The sequence below is a fragment of the Azospirillum largimobile genome (genome assembly GCF_977007025.2).
The window spans coordinates 59,093-77,741 of the sequence record NZ_CDRMUA020000006.1 but is presented as its reverse complement, the minus strand read 5'-3'; the positions used below and the strand labels follow the sequence as shown (position 1 = coordinate 77,741).

Here is an 18,649-nt window from a genome sequence, read left to right as displayed (position 1 = left end):
TACTTACAGTCAGGGGCCGCCGTCCCCGTCGTCGCGGGAACGGCGGCCCGAACGGGCTCACACGGCGCCGATGCCGGCCAAGCCCCCCGTCAGCCCTTGTAATGCCGGCCAAAGCGGTTGTTGAGGAAGGCGTCCAGCGGCACCTGTTCCTGCCGGATGAAGCCGGCCTGCGGGATGGAACCCTCGCGCAGCAGGTCCAGCACGGCGCAGATGCCGGCGGCGGTGGTCACCTGGATGGCGCTCCAGGTGCGGCCGGCGATGGGCTTGCTGTAGATCTTGGTGGCGAAGGTCTCCTGCCGCAGCTCGCCCTCCTGCACGCCGGTGGCGGTCGCCAGCACCAGCACCACGTCCTGCAGGGTCAGCGGCACCGCGGTTTCCAGCACGTCCTTCAGCAGATGGCGCCGCTCGCCCAGCCGCAGGTCGCGGATCAGCAGGCGGACGATGTCGCGGTGGCCGGGATAGCGCACGGTCTTGTAATCGAGGTTCCGCACCTTGCCGGCCAGCGTCTCGCACAGCGAACCCAGTCCACCGGAGGTGTTGAACGCCTCGTAATCGACGCCGTCCAGCGCAAAGCGCTCGTCACCCTCCAGCGGCATCACCTCGTGCGGGCGGCCGTCGATGATGGCCTCGCACGGGTTGCAGTATTCGTTGATCAGCCCGTCGGTGCTCCAGGTCAGATTGTATTTCAGGGCGTTGGTCGGGTATTGCGGCAGGGCGCCGACCCGGAGGTGCAGGTTGTGCAGCTCGTCGAAGCGGCGGGCAAGGTCGTGCCCGACGATGGAGATGAAGCCCGGCGCCAGACCGCATTGCGGGATCAGCGCGGTGTTGGCGGTCTCCGCCAGCATCTTCACCTTGCGGGTGGCGGCGACATCCTCGGTCAGGTCCAGATAATGGGCACCGGCCGCGACGGCGGCGGTCGCAATGGCCGGGGTCAGCGTGAAGGGGCAGGCGCTCAAGACCGCATGCTGGCCTTCCATCGCGGCACGCAGAGAGACCGGATCCTCCACATCGACGCGCGTCACCCGCAGCCCGGCCCGTTCGGCCCGGTACAGCAGCGCCTCGTCCCGGTCGCCGACAGTGACGGCGAAATCGTCGGTCTCGGACAGCAGCGTGCCGATCATCGACCCGATCTTGCCCGCACCCAGAACCAGAACCTTCATCGTTGCCATGTCTCCCGCTCCTCTGTTCAGCCGTTTGTGTTTTGGCGATTGGCTCGCACACAAAAGGTGTCGGCGGATGTGGCCGGGCAGAACCGGGCAATGCGCCGGTCACGCTTGAGATTTCCGGCGGAATGACGGAAGTGCCGTTGAAATGACGGATGTGCTTTATCCCTCGCGCGGCATCGGCACCGGCGCTAAGGTCGCAGCCGGTTTCCCCAAGTCCGGCCCGCCGCCATGACCATGCGCCAACTGACCGCCCCGCACGCCGTCCTGCTGGAGGAGCCGCAACACGGCGTTCCCCAGACCAGCGAGTTGATCCGTGGAGAGCGCTTCCGCGTTCTGGAGGAGTGTGGCGGCTGGCTGCGGGCGGAGAACGCCTTCGACGGTCATGTCGGCTGGCTGCCGCCGGGCACCGCGCATCGGGAGCCGGTCGCTCCCACCCACCGCGTGCGGGCATTGCGCGCCGACCTGCATCCCGGACCGACGCACAAGGCGCCGCCGGTGGCGACGCTCAGCTTCGGGTCGCTGGTGACGCTCGACGGCCGGGTGGAGAATGGCTGGGTCGGCACCGACGACGGGCTGTGGCTGTTCGCGGGATGGCTGGAGCCGGTGGACTCGGCGCCTGCGGCCGACCACATCGCCACCGCCCTGCGCTTTCTGGAGACGCCCTATGTCTGGGGCGGGCGCAGCAGCTTCGGCATCGACTGCTCCGGGCTGGTGCTGACCGCCATGGCGGCGGCCGGCGTCGTCTCCCACCACAGCAGCGGCATGCAGCGCAAGGACGAGCGGCTGGGGGCGTGGGTGTCCGAAGATGGCCGTAATGTCATCTATCAGCGCGGCGACATCGTCTTCTTCCCCGGCCATGTCGGGCTAATGGTGGACGGGACGAACCTGCTGCATGCCACCGTCTTCACCATGTCAGTCGTGATCGAACCGCTGAGCGAGGTCGCCAAGCGCGCGGAGATCAACGGAGTCCGCCGTCCCCACCATTTCATTGACGGCATGACGCGGGCGTAGCGCCTCACCCACCAGCAGCAGGGTCGGCCCCTTGCCGGCGGCCACTCCCTGTTCCGCCATCTCGCCGAGCGTCGTCCAGTAGCGCCGCTCGTCGTGCCGGCAACCATTCTCCACCGCCAGAACCGGCGTTTTGGCCGGCAGCCCGGCCCCGGTCAACCCCTGACCGACCGCGCGGGCCTGCTCGCGGCCCATATAGATCGCCAGCGTGCCCTGCGGATCGGCCAGCCGCGCCCAATCGGGCTCGAACCGCTCGCCGTCGCGGCCATGGGCGGTGACGAAGGTGACGGCGCGCGACACCCCGCGCTTGGTCAGCGACAGCCCGGTCGAGGCGGCGCAACCGAGCGCCGCGGTGATGCCGGGGATGACGCGCACCGGAATGCCGAGGCTGTCGAGATGCTCAATCTCCTCGCCGGCGCGGCCGAACACCATCGGGTCGCCGCCCTTCAGGCGAACGACGCGCTTGCCACGCTGCGCATGGAAGGCGATCAGCGCGTTGATCTCCCCCTGCGGCAGCGAATGGCGGCCGGACCGCTTGCCGACACAGATGCGCTCCGCCCCAGGATGGGCGAGGTCGAGGATGCCGTCGCCGACCAGCGCGTCGTAGAGCACGACCTCGGCGGCGGCCAACGCCTTCACCGCCGCGACGGTGAGCAGGTCGGGGTCGCCGGGGCCGGCGCCGACGAGGGTGACGGTGCCGACACCGCCACTATCCCCCTCTCCCCCCCGGGGAGAGGGTCGGGGTGAGGGGGAAAACCTCTCCAAAAGACGAGCGAACACAGAGAATGCGGGGCGCAGCCAATCCCAAGAGGCTCCGCCACGCATCCCTCTCACCCCGACCCTCTCCCCGGGGGGGAGAGGGAGAGTCTGGCCATCACGCCACTTCGCGCTGATGAGCATGACGAAGCACCTCCTTGAGTTCAGGCACGCAGGAACCACAATTCGTGCCGGCCTTCAACGCCGCACCGATCTCCGCCACGCTGGTCAGCCGCCGGTCGCGGATGGCTCCGACCAGCCGGTTGATGCCGACGCTGAAGCAGGCGCAGACGACCCGCCCCTCGTCCGCGGCGGCGCCCGGCGCCCGTCCGGCCAGCAGCCCGGCCCGCGCGCTGTCGTCCAGCCCGTCCGCTTCCAGCAGACCGGCGAGCCAGCCGCGCGGCGGCAGGCGCCCGTCGGCGGCGACGAACAGGCAGGCGTCCAGCCGGTCGCCCTCCATCCAGGCCATGCGCAGGTTGCCGCGCGCCTCGTCACGGAACTCCACCACCGCCCCGGCAGGGTCGAGGCCGGGCAGCCAAGCTTCCACAGCCGGGATGGCTCCGATCCCCGCCATCTCCACCAGATGGCCGCCGGCCACCGCGCGGCTGGCCCAATAGCCGCCATGCCGAGGCTCCACCGGCTGGCGGGCCAGCAGGAAGGCGGTCCAGTCCGGCCGCCAGGGCTCCACCGTCGCCGGCATCCGCTTCAGGTCCGGCTGGCCGGAAAACGGGTCCACAGCCTCGTCGTCGATCAGCCGGCCGATGACGCAGCCGCCGGTGAAGCGGTCGGTCCAGTGCATCGGCAGGAAGATGGTGCCTTCGCTTTGGGCATCGGTGACATGGACGCGGGCCAGCGCTTCCCCTGCCGCCGTGGCGATGCGGGCCAGTCCGCCGTCGTTCAGCCCCCGCGCGACGGCGTCCGCCGGGTTGATGTCCAGCCGAGGCTCCGGCGCATGGGCGGACAGCCGCGCCGACAGGCCGGTGCGCGTCATGGTGTGCCACTGGTCGCGCAGCCGCCCCGTGTTCAGCAGCAAGGCGCCTTCCGACAGGCTCCGCGGCAGGGGCTTCGCCGTGATCGGCAGCATCCGGGCGCGTCCATCCGCGGTGAAGAAGCGGCCATCACCGAACAGCCGTTTCTGCGGCTCGCCCCCCGCCCGCCAAGGCCAGGGGAAGGGCGCCAGCGCGTCGTAACCGGCGTCATCCAGCCCGCTCAGCGCCCCGATGTCGAAGGCGCGCGTTCCGCCATTCTCGAAGTCCGACAGCGCCGCATGCTCGCGGAAAACCTCGGCAGCAGTCTCGTAGGGAAAGGCCCCGGCGAAGCCCATGCGCCGCGCGACCTGGGTCATGATCCACCAGTCGGCCCGCGCCTCTCCTGCCCCATCCCTGAAAGCCCGCTGGCGCGAGACGGTGCGGTCGGAGTTGGTGACGGTGCCGTCCTTCTCGCTCCAGCCCTTGGCCGGCAGGCGGATATGGGCGAAGCGGCCGGTGTCGGTGTCGCGGATGCAGTCGGAAACCACCACCGTCTCGCAGCGCTCCAGCGCCCGGCGGACCCGGCCGGCGTCGGGCATGCTGACGGCGGGGTTGGTCGCCATGATCCACACCGCCTTGACCGTCCCGGCCTCGATGGCGCGGAACAGGTCGACCGCCTTCAGCCCTGGCTTGTCCGCCATCCGCGGCGCGCTCCAGAAGCGGCCGACCCGGTCGACCTCTTCCGCCGTGAAGCCCATATGGGCAGCCAGCTGGTTCGCCAGCCCGCCGACCTCGCGCCCGCCCATGGCGTTCGGCTGCCCGGTGACGGAGAAGGGACCGCAGCCCGGCCGGCCGATGCGGCCGGTCAGGAAATGCACGTTCAGGATGGCGTTGACGGTGTCGCTGCCCTGGGACGACTGGTTGACCCCCTGGGAATAGACGGTCACCACCCGCCCGGTCGCCGCGAACTCGGAATAAAAGGCGGCGACCTCGGCCTCCTCCAACCCACAGCGACGGGCGACCGTCGCCACATCCCGCGCATCGGCGTGGGCAGCAGCCAGCGCGTCCTCCACCCCCTCGGCATGGGCGGCGGTGAAGCCGGCATCGCGATGGCCGTGCTCATCCAGATAGGCCAGCAGCCCGTTGAACAGCACCGCGTCGGTCCCGGCCTTCAGCGCCAGATGGCGGTCCGCGGAGTCCACGCAGTCGGTGCGGCGCGGATCGACCACGACGATGCGGGTTCCCCGCTCCGCCCGCGCCGCCAGCAGCCGCTGGTTCAGCACCGGATGGCACCAGGCGAGGTTCGACCCCACCAGCACCACCAGATCGGCGCTCTCGAAATCCTCGTAGGTCCCCGGCACCGCATCGGCGCCCAAGCCCCGCTTGTGCCCGACCACCGACGACGCCATGCACAGGCGCGAGTTGGTGTCGATGTTCGCCGAGCCGATGAAGCCCTTCATCAGCTTGTTGGCGACGTAGTAATCCTCGGTCAGCAGCTGGCCGGAGACATAGAAGGCGACCGAATCCGGCCCATGCCTGGTGATGGTGTCGGAAAAGCGCCGGGCCACCTCGTCCAGCGCCTCGTCCCACGACACGCGCCGGTTCCCGACCTCGGGATGGAGCAACCGCCCCTCCGGCACCAGCGTGTCGGCCAGCGCCGATCCCTTGGAGCAGAGCCGGCCCCGGTTCGCCGGGTGGTCGGCATCGCCGCGCACGGTGACGGCGCCATTCGCCTTCACCGTCGCGGTCACCCCGCACCCGACCCCGCAATAGGGACAGGTGGTCTTCACCTCCCGTTGTCCGCCGGAGGCAAGCTCCGCTCCGTCAAACATGGCCGCAGGCCTTGCGGCAGCCACCGCGCGACAGCTTGGCCTCGCCGAGCGCGATGGCGACGCTGCGCCCGTCCACCCGCACCGGAACATGGCCGGTGCGTCCCTCGTCGGGGGCGACGGCCTCGCCGGTCGCCAGCTCGATCACCCAGTTGTGCAGCGGGCAGGTGACGCGGCGGCCGTGGACGATGCCCTGGGACAGCGGCCCCCGCTTGTGCGGGCAGGCATCCTCCAGCGCGAAGACCTCGTCGGCCGCCGTGCGGAACAGGGCGATGTCGCCGTCGGGGGTGCGGACGACGCGCGACCCCAGCACGGGGATGTCGTCGACGGTGCCGACCAGGGTCCAGACCGTCTCAGCAGCGGCGTTTTCCATGATGATGCTGTCCATGATCGGTTATCCCACTTCGGCGAGCAGATTGAATTCGTGACGGTCGACGCCCTTGGCGGCGCGCTCCGCCCACGGGTCGTCCTGCGAGAAGGTCTGCGAGAACAGGAAGCGCGCGTTCAACGCCCGCCGCCGCTCCGGATCATCGACCAGCGCCGCCTTGATGTGGTCGAGGCCGACCCGCTCTACCCACGGCGCGGTGCGCTCCAGATAGCGGGCCTCCTCGCGGTAGAGCTGCATGAAGGCGCCGGTGTATTCCAGCACCTCCTCCTCGGTGGCGACACGGACCAGCAGGTCGCAGGCCCGGACATGCAGGCCGCCGTTGCCGCCGACATGCAGTTCATAGCCGCTGTCGATGCACACCACGCCCAGATCCTTGATGGTCGCCTCGGCGCAGTTGCGCGGGCAGCCGGACACCGCCAGCTTGACCTTGTGCGGGGTCCAGGTGCCCCAGGTCATGCGTTCCAGCTTCACGCCCAGCCCGGTCGAATCCTGCGTGCCGAAGCGGCACCACTCCGACCCGACGCAGGTCTTCACCGTGCGCAGCCCCTTGGCATAGGCATGGCCGGACACCATCCCGGCGGCGTTCAGATCGGCCCAGACCGCCGGCAGATCCTCCTTCTTCACGCCGAACAGGTCGATGCGCTGGCCGCCGGTGACCTTCACGGTGGGGATGGCGAACTTGTCCACCACGTCGGCGATGGCACGAAGTTCCGCCGCAGTCGTCAGGCCGCCCCACATGCGCGGCACGACCGAATAGGTGCCGTCCTTCTGGATGTTGGCGTGGGCACGCTCGTTGATGTAGCGCGACTGGTAGTCGTCCCGGTACTCGCCCGGCCACGCGCACAGCAAGTAGTAGTTCAGCGCCGGCCGGCAGGAGGCGCAGCCGTCGGGCGTCGTCCATTCCATTGCCTGGAACACGTCGGCCATGGTCTTCAGCCCACGGTCGACGATGGCCGCCCGCACCGCGTCATGGGTGTGGTGGGTGCATTTGCACATCGGCTTGACCTTGGGCGCCGCCGTGAAGCCGTCGCCCAGCGTCACCGCCAGCAACCGCTCCACCGTGCCGGCGCAGCCGCCGCAGGAGGCCGACGCCTTGGTGTGCGCCTTCACCTCGTCCAGGCTGGTCAGGCCCTTGTCGGTGATCGCCTTGACGATGGTGCCCTTGCAGACGCCGTTGCAGCCGCAGATTTCGGCACTGGCGGGCAATGCTGCGATGGCGGCGTTCGGGTCACCGGCGTCCGCACTCCCGAACCCCTGGCCGAAGATCATGGTGTCGCGTTCGGCCGACACGTCGGCGCCGTCCTTCAGAAGCGAGAAGTACCAGGCGCCGTCCTTGGTATCGCCATACAGCACGGCGCCCAGCAGCTTGCCGTCCTTCAGAACCAGCCGCTTGTAGACGCCGCGGGCGGCGTCGCGAAACACGATGTCCTCGGTCCCCGCCCCGCCCGAGAAGTCACCGGCGGAGAACACGTCGACGCCCGTCACCTTCAGCTTGGTCGAGGTGACGGAACCGGTGTAGGCGGCACCCTCCCCGCCCGCGAGGTCGTGGGCCAGCACCTTCGCCATTTCGAACAGCGGGGCGACGAGGCCCCAGGTGACGCCGCGATGCTCGACGCATTCGCCGACCGCGTAGATCGACGGGTCGCTGGTGCGCATCTGGTCGTCCACCCGGATGCCGCGCCCGCAGTCCAGCCCGGCCGCCTTGCCGAGCGCCATGTTGGGGCGGATGCCCACCGCCATGACGACGATGTCGGCCGGCAACTCGCGACCGTCCTTCAGCCGGACGGCACTGACCCACTCGTCGCCCACAATCTCGGCGGTATCGGCGCCGGTCAGCACCTCGATCCCGCGACGCTCCAACTCGCGCTGCAGCAGCATGCCGGCGGACGGGTCGAGCTGGCGCTCCATCAGCGTCGGCATCAGGTGGACGACGGTGACTTCCATCCCCTTGACTCGCAGGCCGTTGGCGGCCTCCAGCCCAAGAAGCCCGCCGCCGATCACCACGGCGCGGCCACCCTTCGCCGCCGCCGCCAGCATGGCGTCGACATCGGCCAGATCGCGGAAGCCAATGACGCCCGGCAGGGTCGATCCCGGCACCGGGATGATGAAGGGCATCGACCCGGTGGCGATCAGCAGCTTGTCATAGGGAACGACGCGGCCCGACTGCGAAACCACCGTCTTGGCTTCGCGGTCGATGCCCTCCACCGGTTCGCCGGTCAGCAGGGTGATGCCGTTGGCGTCGTACCACTCGCGGCTGTTCAGCACGATCTGGTCGAAGGTCTTCTCCCCCGCCAGCACCGGCGACAGCATGATGCGGTTGTAGTTCGGATGCGGCTCGGCCCCGAAGACGGTGACGTCAAAGCGGCCCGGCGCCTTGGCCAGCAGCTCTTCCACCGTCTTCATGCCGGCCATGCCGTTGCCGACCACCACCAGCCGCTCCCTGGCCGGGCCGGCACTGCGCAGCTCGGCCTCGTTAAGTTCGACGGCGGGCCCGTTGTTCGATGAGAGATGCATGTCCATGGCGCGTCTGCCTCGTCTATCGTGTCCGGCCTGCTGCAAAGTCAGGCACGGGGCCAAAAAGAAAGGCGTCCGAACGGGCCTGAGTCCCTGCCCCGCGAGTGACTCGCGAAGATGGGTGCAGACCTGTTCGGACGCCGTTGTCCGGGCGGTTCGTCGTCGAACCAGAGCCAATTCCGCGCGTCGTCGCACGGTTTCGGCGGGTGTCGCGGGCACTGGCGACGTTGCTGGCGCCCGCTGTTGTCTCGCCACTCCCTTTGCAATCCGCGTGCCAATCCCTTCGCAAGCGGACGGTCTCGAGAAAACTCCAGGGATTCCGCGGGGTCGCGCCCTGCTTCTCACCCGATACCTAGGTGCCTAATTTTGGATCATCCTTAGGTCTTGCACAAAGGATGACCATGCAGGCTTGTGTGCGCCGCAAAAATCGGCAGGCGGCGCGATGGTGGCGGCGGGCACCTCATACCTTCCGCCGGGTCATAGCCAACGGAATCAACCGCTCCGGCCCATTTTTCCGCAAAAGCCATCCTTTGGCATGAGGCTTGCGAAGAGGGAGGCCAGAGACGCGCCAACGACGGTGCGTGCATCCCAAGCGTCCAATGATGGGCCAGCCCGGCAGTGTTGCCGACCCCGGTATCGACAGGCCTTGTACCGAGGCTTTTCCGGTCGATCCCGCTGGACGCGTTCGACGGCCAAGGTGCTCCACCACCATCTGCCCGAAAAACAGCCAGTCCGGGACTTGCCCAGAAAAACGACACCGGTGTCGCACACCCGACCGCTGGTCCGGATTTCAGAGATGGAGCAACCGACGTGGCCCAGTCCTTCCGCACCACTTCCCGCCCCCTCCGCCACCTTCTCGCATCCGCTGCCGCAATCGTCGCCCTGACGGCAGGCGTCTCTGCCATCGCCGCTCCGCTCGACGTCGAGAAGGACCAGCTGAAGCTGGGCTTCATCAAGCTGACCGACATGGCGCCGCTCGCCATCGCCGCCGAAAAGGGCTTCTTCGAGGATGAAGGCCTGTCGGTGACACTGGAGCCGCAGGCGAACTGGAAGGTCCTGCTCGACCGCGTGATTTCCGGCGAACTGGACGGCGCCCACATGCTGGCCGGCCAGCCGCTGGGTGCCACCATCGGCTTCGGCACCAAGGCGCACATCGTCACCGCCTTCTCCATGGACCTGAACGGCAACGGCATCACGCTGTCGAACGACGTCTGGCAGAAGATGAAGGCCAATGTCCCGAAGGGTGCCGACGGCAAGCCGGGCCACCCGATCAAGGCCGACGCGCTGAAGCCGGTGATCGCCCAGTACAAGGCCGAGGGCAAGCCCTTCAACATGGGCATGGTCTTCCCGGTCTCGACCCACAATTACGAACTGCGCTACTGGCTGGCGTCGGGCGGAATCAACCCCGGCTTCTACAGCCCGACCGACGTGTCGGGCCAGATCGGGGCCGACGCGCTGCTGTCCGTCACCCCGCCGCCGCAGATGCCGGCGACGCTGGAGGCCGGCACGATCTATGGCTACAGCGTGGGCGAGCCGTGGAACCAGCAGGCGGTGATGAAGGGCATCGGCGTGCCGGTGATCACCGACACCGAGATCTGGAAGAACAACCCCGAGAAGGTGTTCGGCGTCACCGACGACTGGGCGAAGAAGAATCCCAAGACCCATCTGGCCGTCGTCAAGGCGCTGATCCGTGCCGCCCAGTGGCTGGACGAGAACAACAACGCCAACCGCGCCGAAGCGGTGAAGATCCTGGCCAAGCCCGAATATGTCGGCGCCGACGCCAAGGTGATCGCCAACTCGATGACCGGCACCTTCGAGTATGAGAAGGGCGACAAGCGCGACGTTCCCGACTTCAACGTCTTCTTCCGCTACAACGCGACCTACCCCTTCTATTCCGACGCCGTCTGGTACCTGACCCAGATGCGCCGCTGGGGCCAGATCGCCGAGGCCAAGCCCGATGCCTGGTACGACGAGACCGCCCGCAAGGTCTACAAGCCCGACGTCTATCTCCAGGCCGCCAAGCTGCTGGTCGAGGAAGGCAAGGTCAAGGAGGCCGACTTCCCGTGGAAGAGCGACGGCTACAAGCCGGTGGATAACGGCTTCATCGACGGCATCCCGTACGACGGCCGCAAGCCCAACGACTACCTCGCCAAGCAGCCCATCGGCCTGAAGGGCGACCAGAAGGTCGAGGGCGGTCAGGTGGTGGGGGGGTAAGCAGCATTGCCCCCACCTGCCCAATCCTCCCTCTCCCCCCCGGGGAGAGGGTCGGGGTGAGGGGGGAGGCACACGCCGAACTGATTTCGGCTGCGCCGAACCCCCTCATCCTAACCTTCTCCCCAGGGGGGAGAAGGGATCTTTCCAAGGGGAAGACTTCCATGACCAGCTTGACCGACACCGCCTCCGACCTCGCCCGCGCCCAGCGCAAGGCCCGCCGCACGCACACCCTGAACCGCATCGCCTCCGCCCTGAACACCGTCGGCCTCGGCTGGCTGGCGCCGCTGCTGCGGCTTGCCGCCGGCGAGAATCCGCGCCAGCAGGGCGTAGAGCTGTGGCGCCAGATGGGCATCCCGCTGACCGCCATCCTGCTGTTCCTCGCCGCCTGGGGCTGGGCCGCCCCACAGGTGCAGACCAGCCTCGGCGCCATCCCCGGCCCGGCCCAGGTGTGGGAGCAGGCAACCAACCTCTACGCCGACCACAAGGCCGAACGCGCCAAGGAAGCCGCCTTCTACGAGCGGCAAAGCAAGCGCAATGCCGAGCTTCTGGCGAAGGACCCGAAGGCGGAGGTGAAGACCCGCCCCTATGCCGGCAAGCCGACCTACATCGACCAGATCTTCACCAGCCTGAAGACGGTCTTCACCGGCTTCCTGCTCGGCGCCCTGGTGGCGGTGCCGCTGGGCGTGGCGAGCGGCCTGTCGCCGACCGTCAACGCCGCGATCAACCCGCTGATCCAGATCTTCAAGCCGGTGTCGCCGCTGGCCTGGCTGCCGCTGGTCACCATGGTCGTCAGCGCCACCGTGTCGGGCAGCGACCCGCTGTTCGAGAAGTCGTTCCTGACCTCCGCCATCACCGTCACGCTGTGCTCGCTGTGGCCGACCCTGATCAACACCGCGGTCGGCGTGTCCTCCATCGACCGCGACCTGATGAATGTCGGCAAGGTGCTGCAACTGTCCGGCCCCACCATGGTGCGCCGCCTCGTGCTTCCATCCGCCCTGCCCTACATCTTCACCGGGCTGCGGCTGTCGCTGGGCGTGGGCTGGATGGTGCTGATCGCCGCGGAGATGCTGGCCCAGAACCCCGGCCTCGGCAAGTTCGTCTGGGACGAGTTCCAGAACGGCTCCTCCAACTCGCTCGCCAAGATCATGGTGGCGGTCTTCACCATCGGCCTGATCGGCTTCCTGCTCGACCGCGTGATGCTGGCGCTCCAGTCCGCCGTCAGCCACAGCCCCGCCCGCTGACCCCTTCTGCACACGGAGACGACGACCATGGCGATCCTGGACCTGAAGGGCGTGTCGAAGTCCTACGGCGGCACCACGGTGTTGCGCGACATCGACCTGTCGATCGAAGACGGCGAGTTCGTCGCCATCGTCGGATTCTCCGGCTCCGGCAAGTCGACGCTGATCAACCTGATCGCCGGACTGGCGATGCCGGACGCCGGCGAGGTGCTCTATCGCGGCAAGCTGGTCACCGGCCCCGGCCCGGAGCGCGGCCTGGTCTTCCAATCCTATTCGCTGATGCCCTGGCTCAGCGTGAAGGAGAACGTCGCGCTAGCGGTCGACGCCGTCCACAAGGCGAAGGGCGGTGCGGAGCGCGGCGTCCTGACCCGCCGGGCGGTGGAGACGGTCGGGCTCGGCCACGCCACCGACCGCCGGCCGAAGGAGCTGTCGGGCGGCATGCGCCAGCGCGTCGGCTTCGCCCGTGCACTCGCCATGAGCCCGGAGATGCTGCTGCTGGACGAGCCGCTGTCGGCGCTCGACGCCCTGACCCGCGCCAAGCTGCAGGACGAGATCGAGGCGATCTGGCGCAAGGACCGCAAGACCGTCATCCTCATCACCAACGATGTGGACGAGGCGATCCTGCTGGCCGACCGCATCATCCCACTCACGCCCGGCCCGAAAGCCACGCTCGGCCCCGCCTTCACCGTCGACCTGCCCCGCCCGCGCGACCGCACCGCCGTCAACCATGACGAGGACTTCAAGCGCCTGCGCGCCGAGGTCACCGCATACCTGATGGAGGTCGGCGTCGCCCGCGGCACCGGCGGCGATGATGACCTGACTCTCCCCGACGTGAAGCCGATCACCGCCGCCCCGCCGCCCAAGGCCTATATCGAGGCGATGGGCGGGCGCGGGATGGAAGACCGCTATCTGGAATTCACCCGCCTGACCAAGACCTTCGCCACGCCGAAGGGGCCGCTGACCGTGGTGGACGGCTTCGACCTGAAGATGCGCAAGGGCGAGTTCGTCTCGCTGATCGGCCATTCCGGCTGCGGCAAGTCCACCGTGCTGTCGATGGTGGCGGGCCTTGCCGACGTGACCAGCGGCGGCATCGTGCTGGACGGCAAGGAGGTGGACGGCGCCGGCCCCGACCGCGCCGTGGTGTTCCAGGCCCCCAGCCTGTTCCCGTGGCTGACCGCCTATGAAAACGTCATGCTCGGCGTCGACCGCGTCTATCCCCATGCGAACAAGGGCGAGCGCGCCGACATCGCCCGCTATTATCTCGCCCGTGTGGGCTTGGGCGATTCCATGGACAAGAAGGCGGCGGAGCTGTCCAACGGCATGAAGCAGCGCGTCGGCATCGCCCGCGCCTTCGCCCTGTCGCCCAAGCTCCTGCTGCTCGACGAGCCCTTCGGCATGCTCGACAGCCTGACCCGCTGGGAGTTGCAGGAGGTGCTGATGGAGGTCTGGGCGCGCACCAAGGTCACCGCCGTCTGCGTCACCCACGACGTGGACGAGGCGCTGCTGCTGGCCGACCGGGTGGTGATGATGACCAACGGCCCGAACGCGAAGATCGGCCACATCCTGTCCGTCGACATCCCCCATCCGCGCACCCGTCAGGCCCTGCTGGAGCACCCGCGCTATTACGACTACCGCGAGGAGTTGCTGAACTTCCTGGAAGGCGGCCACGCCGGGGCGCCGAAGAAGGCGGCTTGAGGCGCTTCCATCTTCCGGAAATCCCACCGAATAGGCATTGGACAAGCTGGCCTCACGGGGCCAGCTTGTTGTTTTTCGGGATGACGGACGAGGGACCAGAGATGAAGCGCGTGACCCTGCCGGACGGCACCGACGTTCCGGCTCTCGGCCAGGGCACCTGGATGATGGCGGAAGGGCGCGGCGACCGCGCCGCCGAGATCGCTGCCATTCGGGCCGGCATCGACCACGGCATGACCCTGATCGACACTGCCGAGATGTACAGCGACGGCGCGTCGGAAGAACTGGTGGGCGAGGCGATTACCGGCAGGCGCGACGGCCTGTTCATCGTCACCAAGGTCCTGCCCAGCAACGCGTCCCGCATCGGCACGGTGAAGGCCTGCGAGCGCAGCCTGAAGCGGCTGGGGATCGACCGCATCGACCTCTACCTGCTGCACTGGCGCGGCGGCGTGCCTTTGGAGGAAACGGTGGAGGCGTTCGAACTGCTGCGCCAGTCCGGCAAGATCGCCCGCTGGGGCGTCTCCAACTTCGATGTCGACGATCTGGAGGAACTGGGGGAAGCCACCGACCTGCGCGGCTGCGCCGTCAATCAGGTGCTCTACAACCCCGAGCACCGCGGGATCGAGTACGACCTGCTGCCCTTCCAGCACACCGCGCGGATGCCGGTGATGGCCTATTCCCCCATCGGCCAGGGTGGCCGCCTGCTGCGCTCCCCGGCATTGCTGTCGGTGGCGAAGCGCCACAAAGCCACCCCGGCACAGGTGGCGCTGGCCTGGGCGCTGCGCCAGCAGGGCGTGATCGCGATCCCCAAGGCGGGATCCACGGCGCACGCCATCGAGAACGCCGAGGCCGTGAAGCTGACCCTGACAGGCGAGGACATCGCGGAGATCGACCGGGCCTTCCCGCCGCCGAAGCGCAAGCAACCGCTGGCGATGATTTGAGGAACGGATGGGCGGGGAGGATCGAAGCATCGGCGCTAGAATCCGCACGGCTTGTCGGAACCCACCCTCCGCACACGCCAGCCCGCCCAATTCCCTTCTAAAATCAATCTATAATGACTATTTCCCATACAGTAATATCTTTAGATTGAATAAATCATTGATACACATCTCTCGCTTTTATCAGCGGCGGCAGATGTATTAAGGTTCGCTCCCGATGGGCAAAAGCTGGCCGGGAGCTTTAAAACTATGAAAATAGCATCATGGCTTTTGAGTGCGTTTGTATTCATGGTGGCCGCTCCGGCCATGGCGCAGAACTATTCTCCCAGTTACGATTGCTCGTTGGTAACAGACGCGGTGGAGGTGTTCGTCTGCAACGACAGAGCCCTTGCGGCGCTGGATCGGGATTTAAGCAGATCTTACCATGGATACATCAACACCTTGCCTTCGCACCAAGCATCACTCCTGAAAAAGGGGGAGATCGCTTGGGTCAAGGACAGAAACAGTCGCTGCAAATCAGGCGAACGGTACGTCGATCGCCAATGCATCGAAGCCACCTATAGAGGGCGAATACATGCTCTCGATTCCCTTGCAAGTCTGACCTTTTCACCAGGTGCATGGGAAAAGGATGGGATGCGATGGGTGCAACTGGCCAGCCGCTCAACCGCGGAGGAAGCGATTGCAATCGCGTCCCTGCTGCGACAGCAGACGCCGCAGCATGGGCCCTACATCGTTCTCCTGGCGCTCAATGGTTGGTATGCCGTTGTATCTGGTCCCTTCCAAACGTCCGAGGCAAATTTCATTCTCGAAGACATCAAGGCATCGAACTCGAAAATTGCCGCAGAGGAACCTTACCTCAACAAAGGAGACCGATATGCGTTGAGAATGTACCACAGCGCTGACGAACTGCCGGGAAACATCGAAAGACCAATGAGACTGAGTGCACCTGCATCTTCTATATCCACGGCAGCAGTCTATAACTCTCCGTCCGGCAATCGGCGCGGCTGTTCTTCAAACGAAATCTTGAACAAGCAGGCAATCTGCTTTGTTGCTTTGGCAGGAGAGACGGCCTGCCAGCACTTGCTCGGAGAGAAATCTGAAGCTGGAGTGATCCTGACCAGCGTGGCGACGTCGGCACTCTGCAGCGCAGCATCCTCGGGACTGCAGAATGGAACGATCGATGCCGATGCGGTGCTCGGATCAATGGTCAAGGGAGGAATAGCTGGTGTCGGAAGCGCGATGATGCACGAGGACAACAACTTTCTGGTAAGGGCTGTAGGCGCTTTCATGAAATACAATGTCGTGCTCTACGAGTTCTCCGAAGCGATCGATTGCGCTCGGAACGTCGAGCGGCAGTGTCGGCAGTGACACGCAAAGCTCTGGGCCGCCCGCATGGACACGGCATCATCAGGCCCAGCGAGAACCATGCTCCGATCGACGACATCGGCAGGGTCGATGTGGCGGACTTCTGCGTGGAGAACCGCGGCCGATCTTCGGAAACCATCACGCGCCAAACGGTGGCGCCCCCCAAAATGGCGAAGGCCGCCAACCCGTTCCGGTTGGCGGCCTTCAGAATGGTGGTCCCGACTGGGATTGAACCAGTGACCCCTACGATGTCAACGTAGTGCTCTCCCGCTGAGCTACGAGACCACGGGAAACCAAAAACTGTCGCTCCAGTAATGGAGCGGGCGAAGGGATTCGAACCCTCGACCCCAACCTTGGCAAGGTTGTGCTCTACCCCTGAGCTACGCCCGCAAAGTGGCGCGAGTGACGGGACTTGAACCCGCGGCCTCCGGCGTGACAGGCCGGCGCTCTAACCAACTGAGCTACACCCGCGCTGAGGAGCGGCGCCTTTTACAAGACATCACCCCGATAGACAAGACCTAAACTCTACCCAAACCTTCAGAAGTGGTGGAGCCAAGGAGGATCGAACTCCTGACCTCTACAATGCCATTGTAGCGCTCTCCCAGCTGAGCTATGGCCCCACTATACTTCTGCTACCCTTCACCAACACTTGGAGTGTTGGTGCGCTTGGAGGGAGTCGAACCCCCACGGCTTTTCAGCCACTAGGACCTGAACCTAGCGCGTCTACCAGTTCCGCCACAAGCGCTTTCCCCGCACCGCGTTGTGCGCCGCGGGGAGCGCCTATGTAGCGGGATGGACCGTGGCCCGCAAGCACAGAATTCACTCTCCGCGAAAATTTTTCCCAAGCCCTTTCCGAACCCCTTTCCGGCCGGCCCAGACGGCAAGCCCGATCCCGATCGCGGCACCCGCGGCAACCCCGGCGGCGATGCGCAGCGTGGTGCGGTTCACGTCGCCGAACACCGTCGCGCCGCGCAGGATGATCTTCGCCATCGGCTCCGGCCGATCGGGATCGAGCAGCCGCTCGTCGACCAGGGCAACCTCCGCCTCGCTCAGCGGTTCCGGCTCCAGCGGCCGGAGCGACCGGCCGGCGGGGCGCATCAGCCGGTCGACGGTGGCGACCAGCGAGCCGCTCCCCTCCTCCGTCCGCTCGACCTCCTCCACCGCCACGCCCAGATGCTCCGCCATCAGCCGCGTGCGGACGGAGCGGATGGCGCGGCAGTTCTCCGACTCCTCCTGCCCATCGCCGGGCGGGCATTCGATGGCGAGGTCGCATTCGGTGTCCAGCCCCTGGGACCGGTTGTTGATGTTGGACGATCCCACCCGCAGGAAGCGGTCGTCCACCACCAGAACCTTGGCATGGACATAGATGCCCTGCCCGCCCTCCGTCACCGGGGCCAGGATGCGGAAGCGGCCGTGGGGGTCGGCGGCGCGCAGGCGCTGGACCAGCAGCGAGCGGGCGCTGCCCATCGCCTCCTCCTCCACCCAGCCGGGGGTGCGTTCCGGATTGACGACCACGACCTCCGGCCCGTCCGGCTCCGACAGACGGGCGGCGATGGCGGCGACGATCCGTTGCGAGGCGAAATACTGGCTTTCCAGATAGATGAACCGCCGTGCCGCGGCGATGGCGGCCAGATACAGCGCCTCGATCTCGCGCACGCCGCGCTTGCCGGTCTTCTGCCGGTCCTCATTATCAGCCATCGGGTCGGTGCGGGCGATGGCGACGGGGATGTCTCGGAAGTCGGGCTCCAGGTCCTCCGGCCAATGGGCCTCGGTCGGCGGCGGCGGGAGCAGCGCATCGCCGGTGGCCCGGCGCCAGCGCTCCCGCGCCAACTCGCCCAGCGCCCGCGCCGCCTCGCCGTCGACGGCGGTGGTCACGTCGTGGAAGGGGCCATAGGCTATGCCGCTGGGCCGTACGCGGCGGGAATCGTCGTCGCGATGCTCGGGGGTGTCCCAGCGGTCGGTGGTCATGTCGATGCCGCCGCAGAAGGCCAGCGCATCGTCGATGATGGCGATCTTCTGGTGATGGCAGGCGCCGGGCGGATGGGCGGAATCCAGGCGGAAGCGCAGGCGCCGGCTGCTCAACCAGTCCAGCAGGACCAGAGGCGTCCGGCCGCGGAACGGCATCTTCAGGACCGCCAAGTCCCATTTCAGCACATTGATGGTCAGTTCCGGCCGCGTCCGGACGATCCAGGACAGGAAGTCGCCCAGTTCGTTCGGCACGTCCGGAATCGGATCATCGGGTTCCAGCTTGATCCGAGTGTCGAAATCCCAGCCGATCAGCATCACCGTGTGGCGGGCGCCGAGGATCGCCGCTTTCAGCCGGGCGAAATAGGCGGCGGCGTCGATGATGACAGCCATCCGGTCCGCCTTCGCCACGCGCCAGCAGGTCCGGCCGGGCACCAGGATCGGTCCGGCCGGGATTTGGTCGGTCCGATAAACGGGACTTGGACGGGCGGCGTCCGGCGTCGCGGCCATGTCGACCTTTCCTTCCGGCATGGTGGGGTTGCGCAATGGCAGCAGCGGAACCGCTGCCGTGCCTTCGATGAACCCCGCAAACCGGTGGACGGTTCCCC

12 protein-coding genes and 5 tRNA genes are annotated in these 18,649 nt (G+C 67.1%); 6 read left to right on the top strand and 11 right to left on the bottom strand.

Annotation, left to right across the window (positions count from 1 at the left end; all coding sequences use genetic code 11):
• Nucleotides 1-89: 89 nt before the first annotated feature.
• The gene (locus ACWPKK_RS27665) at nt 90-1,169 is read right to left on the bottom strand and encodes a saccharopine dehydrogenase family protein (RefSeq protein WP_452010904.1); all 1,080 of its coding nucleotides are present in this window, start codon (nt 1,167-1,169) and stop codon (nt 90-92) included.
• 225 nt (nt 1,170-1,394) lie between these two features.
• Here ACWPKK_RS27665 and ACWPKK_RS27660 point away from each other — a divergent pair, with 225 nt between their 5' ends.
• Nucleotides 1,395-2,177, top strand: coding sequence for a C40 family peptidase (locus tag ACWPKK_RS27660; protein WP_452010902.1), 783 nt, complete (start codon nt 1,395-1,397; stop codon nt 2,175-2,177).
• Here ACWPKK_RS27660 and cobA read toward each other — a convergent pair.
• The 4 genes from cobA to nirB form a co-directional block, all read right to left on the bottom strand.
• Complete coding sequence (gene cobA / locus ACWPKK_RS27655; protein ID WP_452010901.1) at nt 2,079-2,954, bottom strand: uroporphyrinogen-III C-methyltransferase; 876 nt, start codon at nt 2,952-2,954, stop codon at nt 2,079-2,081. The two genes, ACWPKK_RS27660 and cobA, sit on opposite strands and share 99 nt — an antisense overlap.
• Nucleotides 2,955-3,048: 94 nt before the next feature.
• Nucleotides 3,049-5,730: a molybdopterin-dependent oxidoreductase gene (locus ACWPKK_RS27650; protein WP_452010899.1), complete on the bottom strand. Its 2,682-nt coding sequence runs from the start codon at nt 5,728-5,730 to the stop codon at nt 3,049-3,051.
• On the bottom strand, nt 5,723-6,115 hold the full coding sequence (gene nirD, locus ACWPKK_RS27645; RefSeq protein ID WP_452010896.1) for a nitrite reductase small subunit NirD: 393 nt from the start codon (nt 6,113-6,115) through the stop codon (nt 5,723-5,725). Before nirD ends, ACWPKK_RS27650 begins: the two co-directional genes overlap by 8 nt.
• 6 nt (nt 6,116-6,121) lie before the next feature.
• Nucleotides 6,122-8,629 carry a nitrite reductase large subunit NirB gene (gene nirB / locus ACWPKK_RS27640; RefSeq protein WP_452011555.1) on the bottom strand — a complete coding sequence of 836 codons (2,508 nt, stop codon included), beginning with the start codon at nt 8,627-8,629 and terminating at the stop codon, nt 6,122-6,124.
• A gap of 873 nt (nt 8,630-9,502) precedes the next feature.
• Between nirB and ACWPKK_RS27635 the strand changes: the two genes are divergently transcribed.
• The 5 genes from ACWPKK_RS27635 (at nt 9,503) to ACWPKK_RS27615 (ending at nt 16,079) form a co-directional block, all read left to right on the top strand.
• Nucleotides 9,503-10,843 (top strand): CmpA/NrtA family ABC transporter substrate-binding protein, encoded by a 1,341-nt coding sequence (locus ACWPKK_RS27635; protein ID WP_452011552.1) that lies wholly within the window; start codon nt 9,503-9,505, stop codon nt 10,841-10,843.
• Between the two features lie 161 nt (nt 10,844-11,004).
• Nucleotides 11,005-12,084: an ABC transporter permease gene (locus ACWPKK_RS27630; protein WP_324869906.1), complete on the top strand. Its 1,080-nt coding sequence runs from the start codon at nt 11,005-11,007 to the stop codon at nt 12,082-12,084.
• A 27-nt stretch (nt 12,085-12,111) separates the two neighbouring features.
• Complete coding sequence (locus ACWPKK_RS27625) at nt 12,112-13,776, top strand: ABC transporter ATP-binding protein (protein WP_452010893.1); 1,665 nt, start codon at nt 12,112-12,114, stop codon at nt 13,774-13,776.
• Nucleotides 13,777-13,877: 101 nt separating this feature from the next.
• Nucleotides 13,878-14,714, top strand: a complete 837-nt coding sequence (locus ACWPKK_RS27620; protein ID WP_452010891.1) for an aldo/keto reductase — start codon at nt 13,878-13,880, stop codon at nt 14,712-14,714.
• Between the two features lie 246 nt (nt 14,715-14,960).
• On the top strand, nt 14,961-16,079 hold the full coding sequence (locus ACWPKK_RS27615) for a lysozyme inhibitor LprI family protein (protein ID WP_452010888.1): 1,119 nt from the start codon (nt 14,961-14,963) through the stop codon (nt 16,077-16,079).
• A 207-nt stretch (nt 16,080-16,286) separates the two neighbouring features.
• Here ACWPKK_RS27615 and ACWPKK_RS27610 read toward each other — a convergent pair.
• From ACWPKK_RS27610 to ACWPKK_RS27585, 6 genes are all read right to left on the bottom strand, one after another.
• Nucleotides 16,287-16,361: transfer RNA gene (locus ACWPKK_RS27610), tRNA-Val, on the bottom strand.
• Nucleotides 16,362-16,391: 30 nt separating this feature from the next.
• A tRNA-Gly gene (locus ACWPKK_RS27605) sits at nt 16,392-16,466 on the bottom strand.
• A 4-nt stretch (nt 16,467-16,470) separates the two neighbouring features.
• Nucleotides 16,471-16,547: transfer RNA gene (locus tag ACWPKK_RS27600), tRNA-Asp, on the bottom strand.
• Between the two features lie 73 nt (nt 16,548-16,620).
• Nucleotides 16,621-16,696 (bottom strand) — tRNA-Ala (locus ACWPKK_RS27595).
• A 38-nt stretch (nt 16,697-16,734) separates the two neighbouring features.
• A tRNA-Leu gene (locus ACWPKK_RS27590) sits at nt 16,735-16,821 on the bottom strand.
• 74 nt (nt 16,822-16,895) lie between these two features.
• On the bottom strand, nt 16,896-18,551 hold the full coding sequence (locus ACWPKK_RS27585; protein WP_452010886.1) for a phospholipase D-like domain-containing protein: 1,656 nt from the start codon (nt 18,549-18,551) through the stop codon (nt 16,896-16,898).
• Nucleotides 18,552-18,649: the final 98 nt, after the last annotated feature.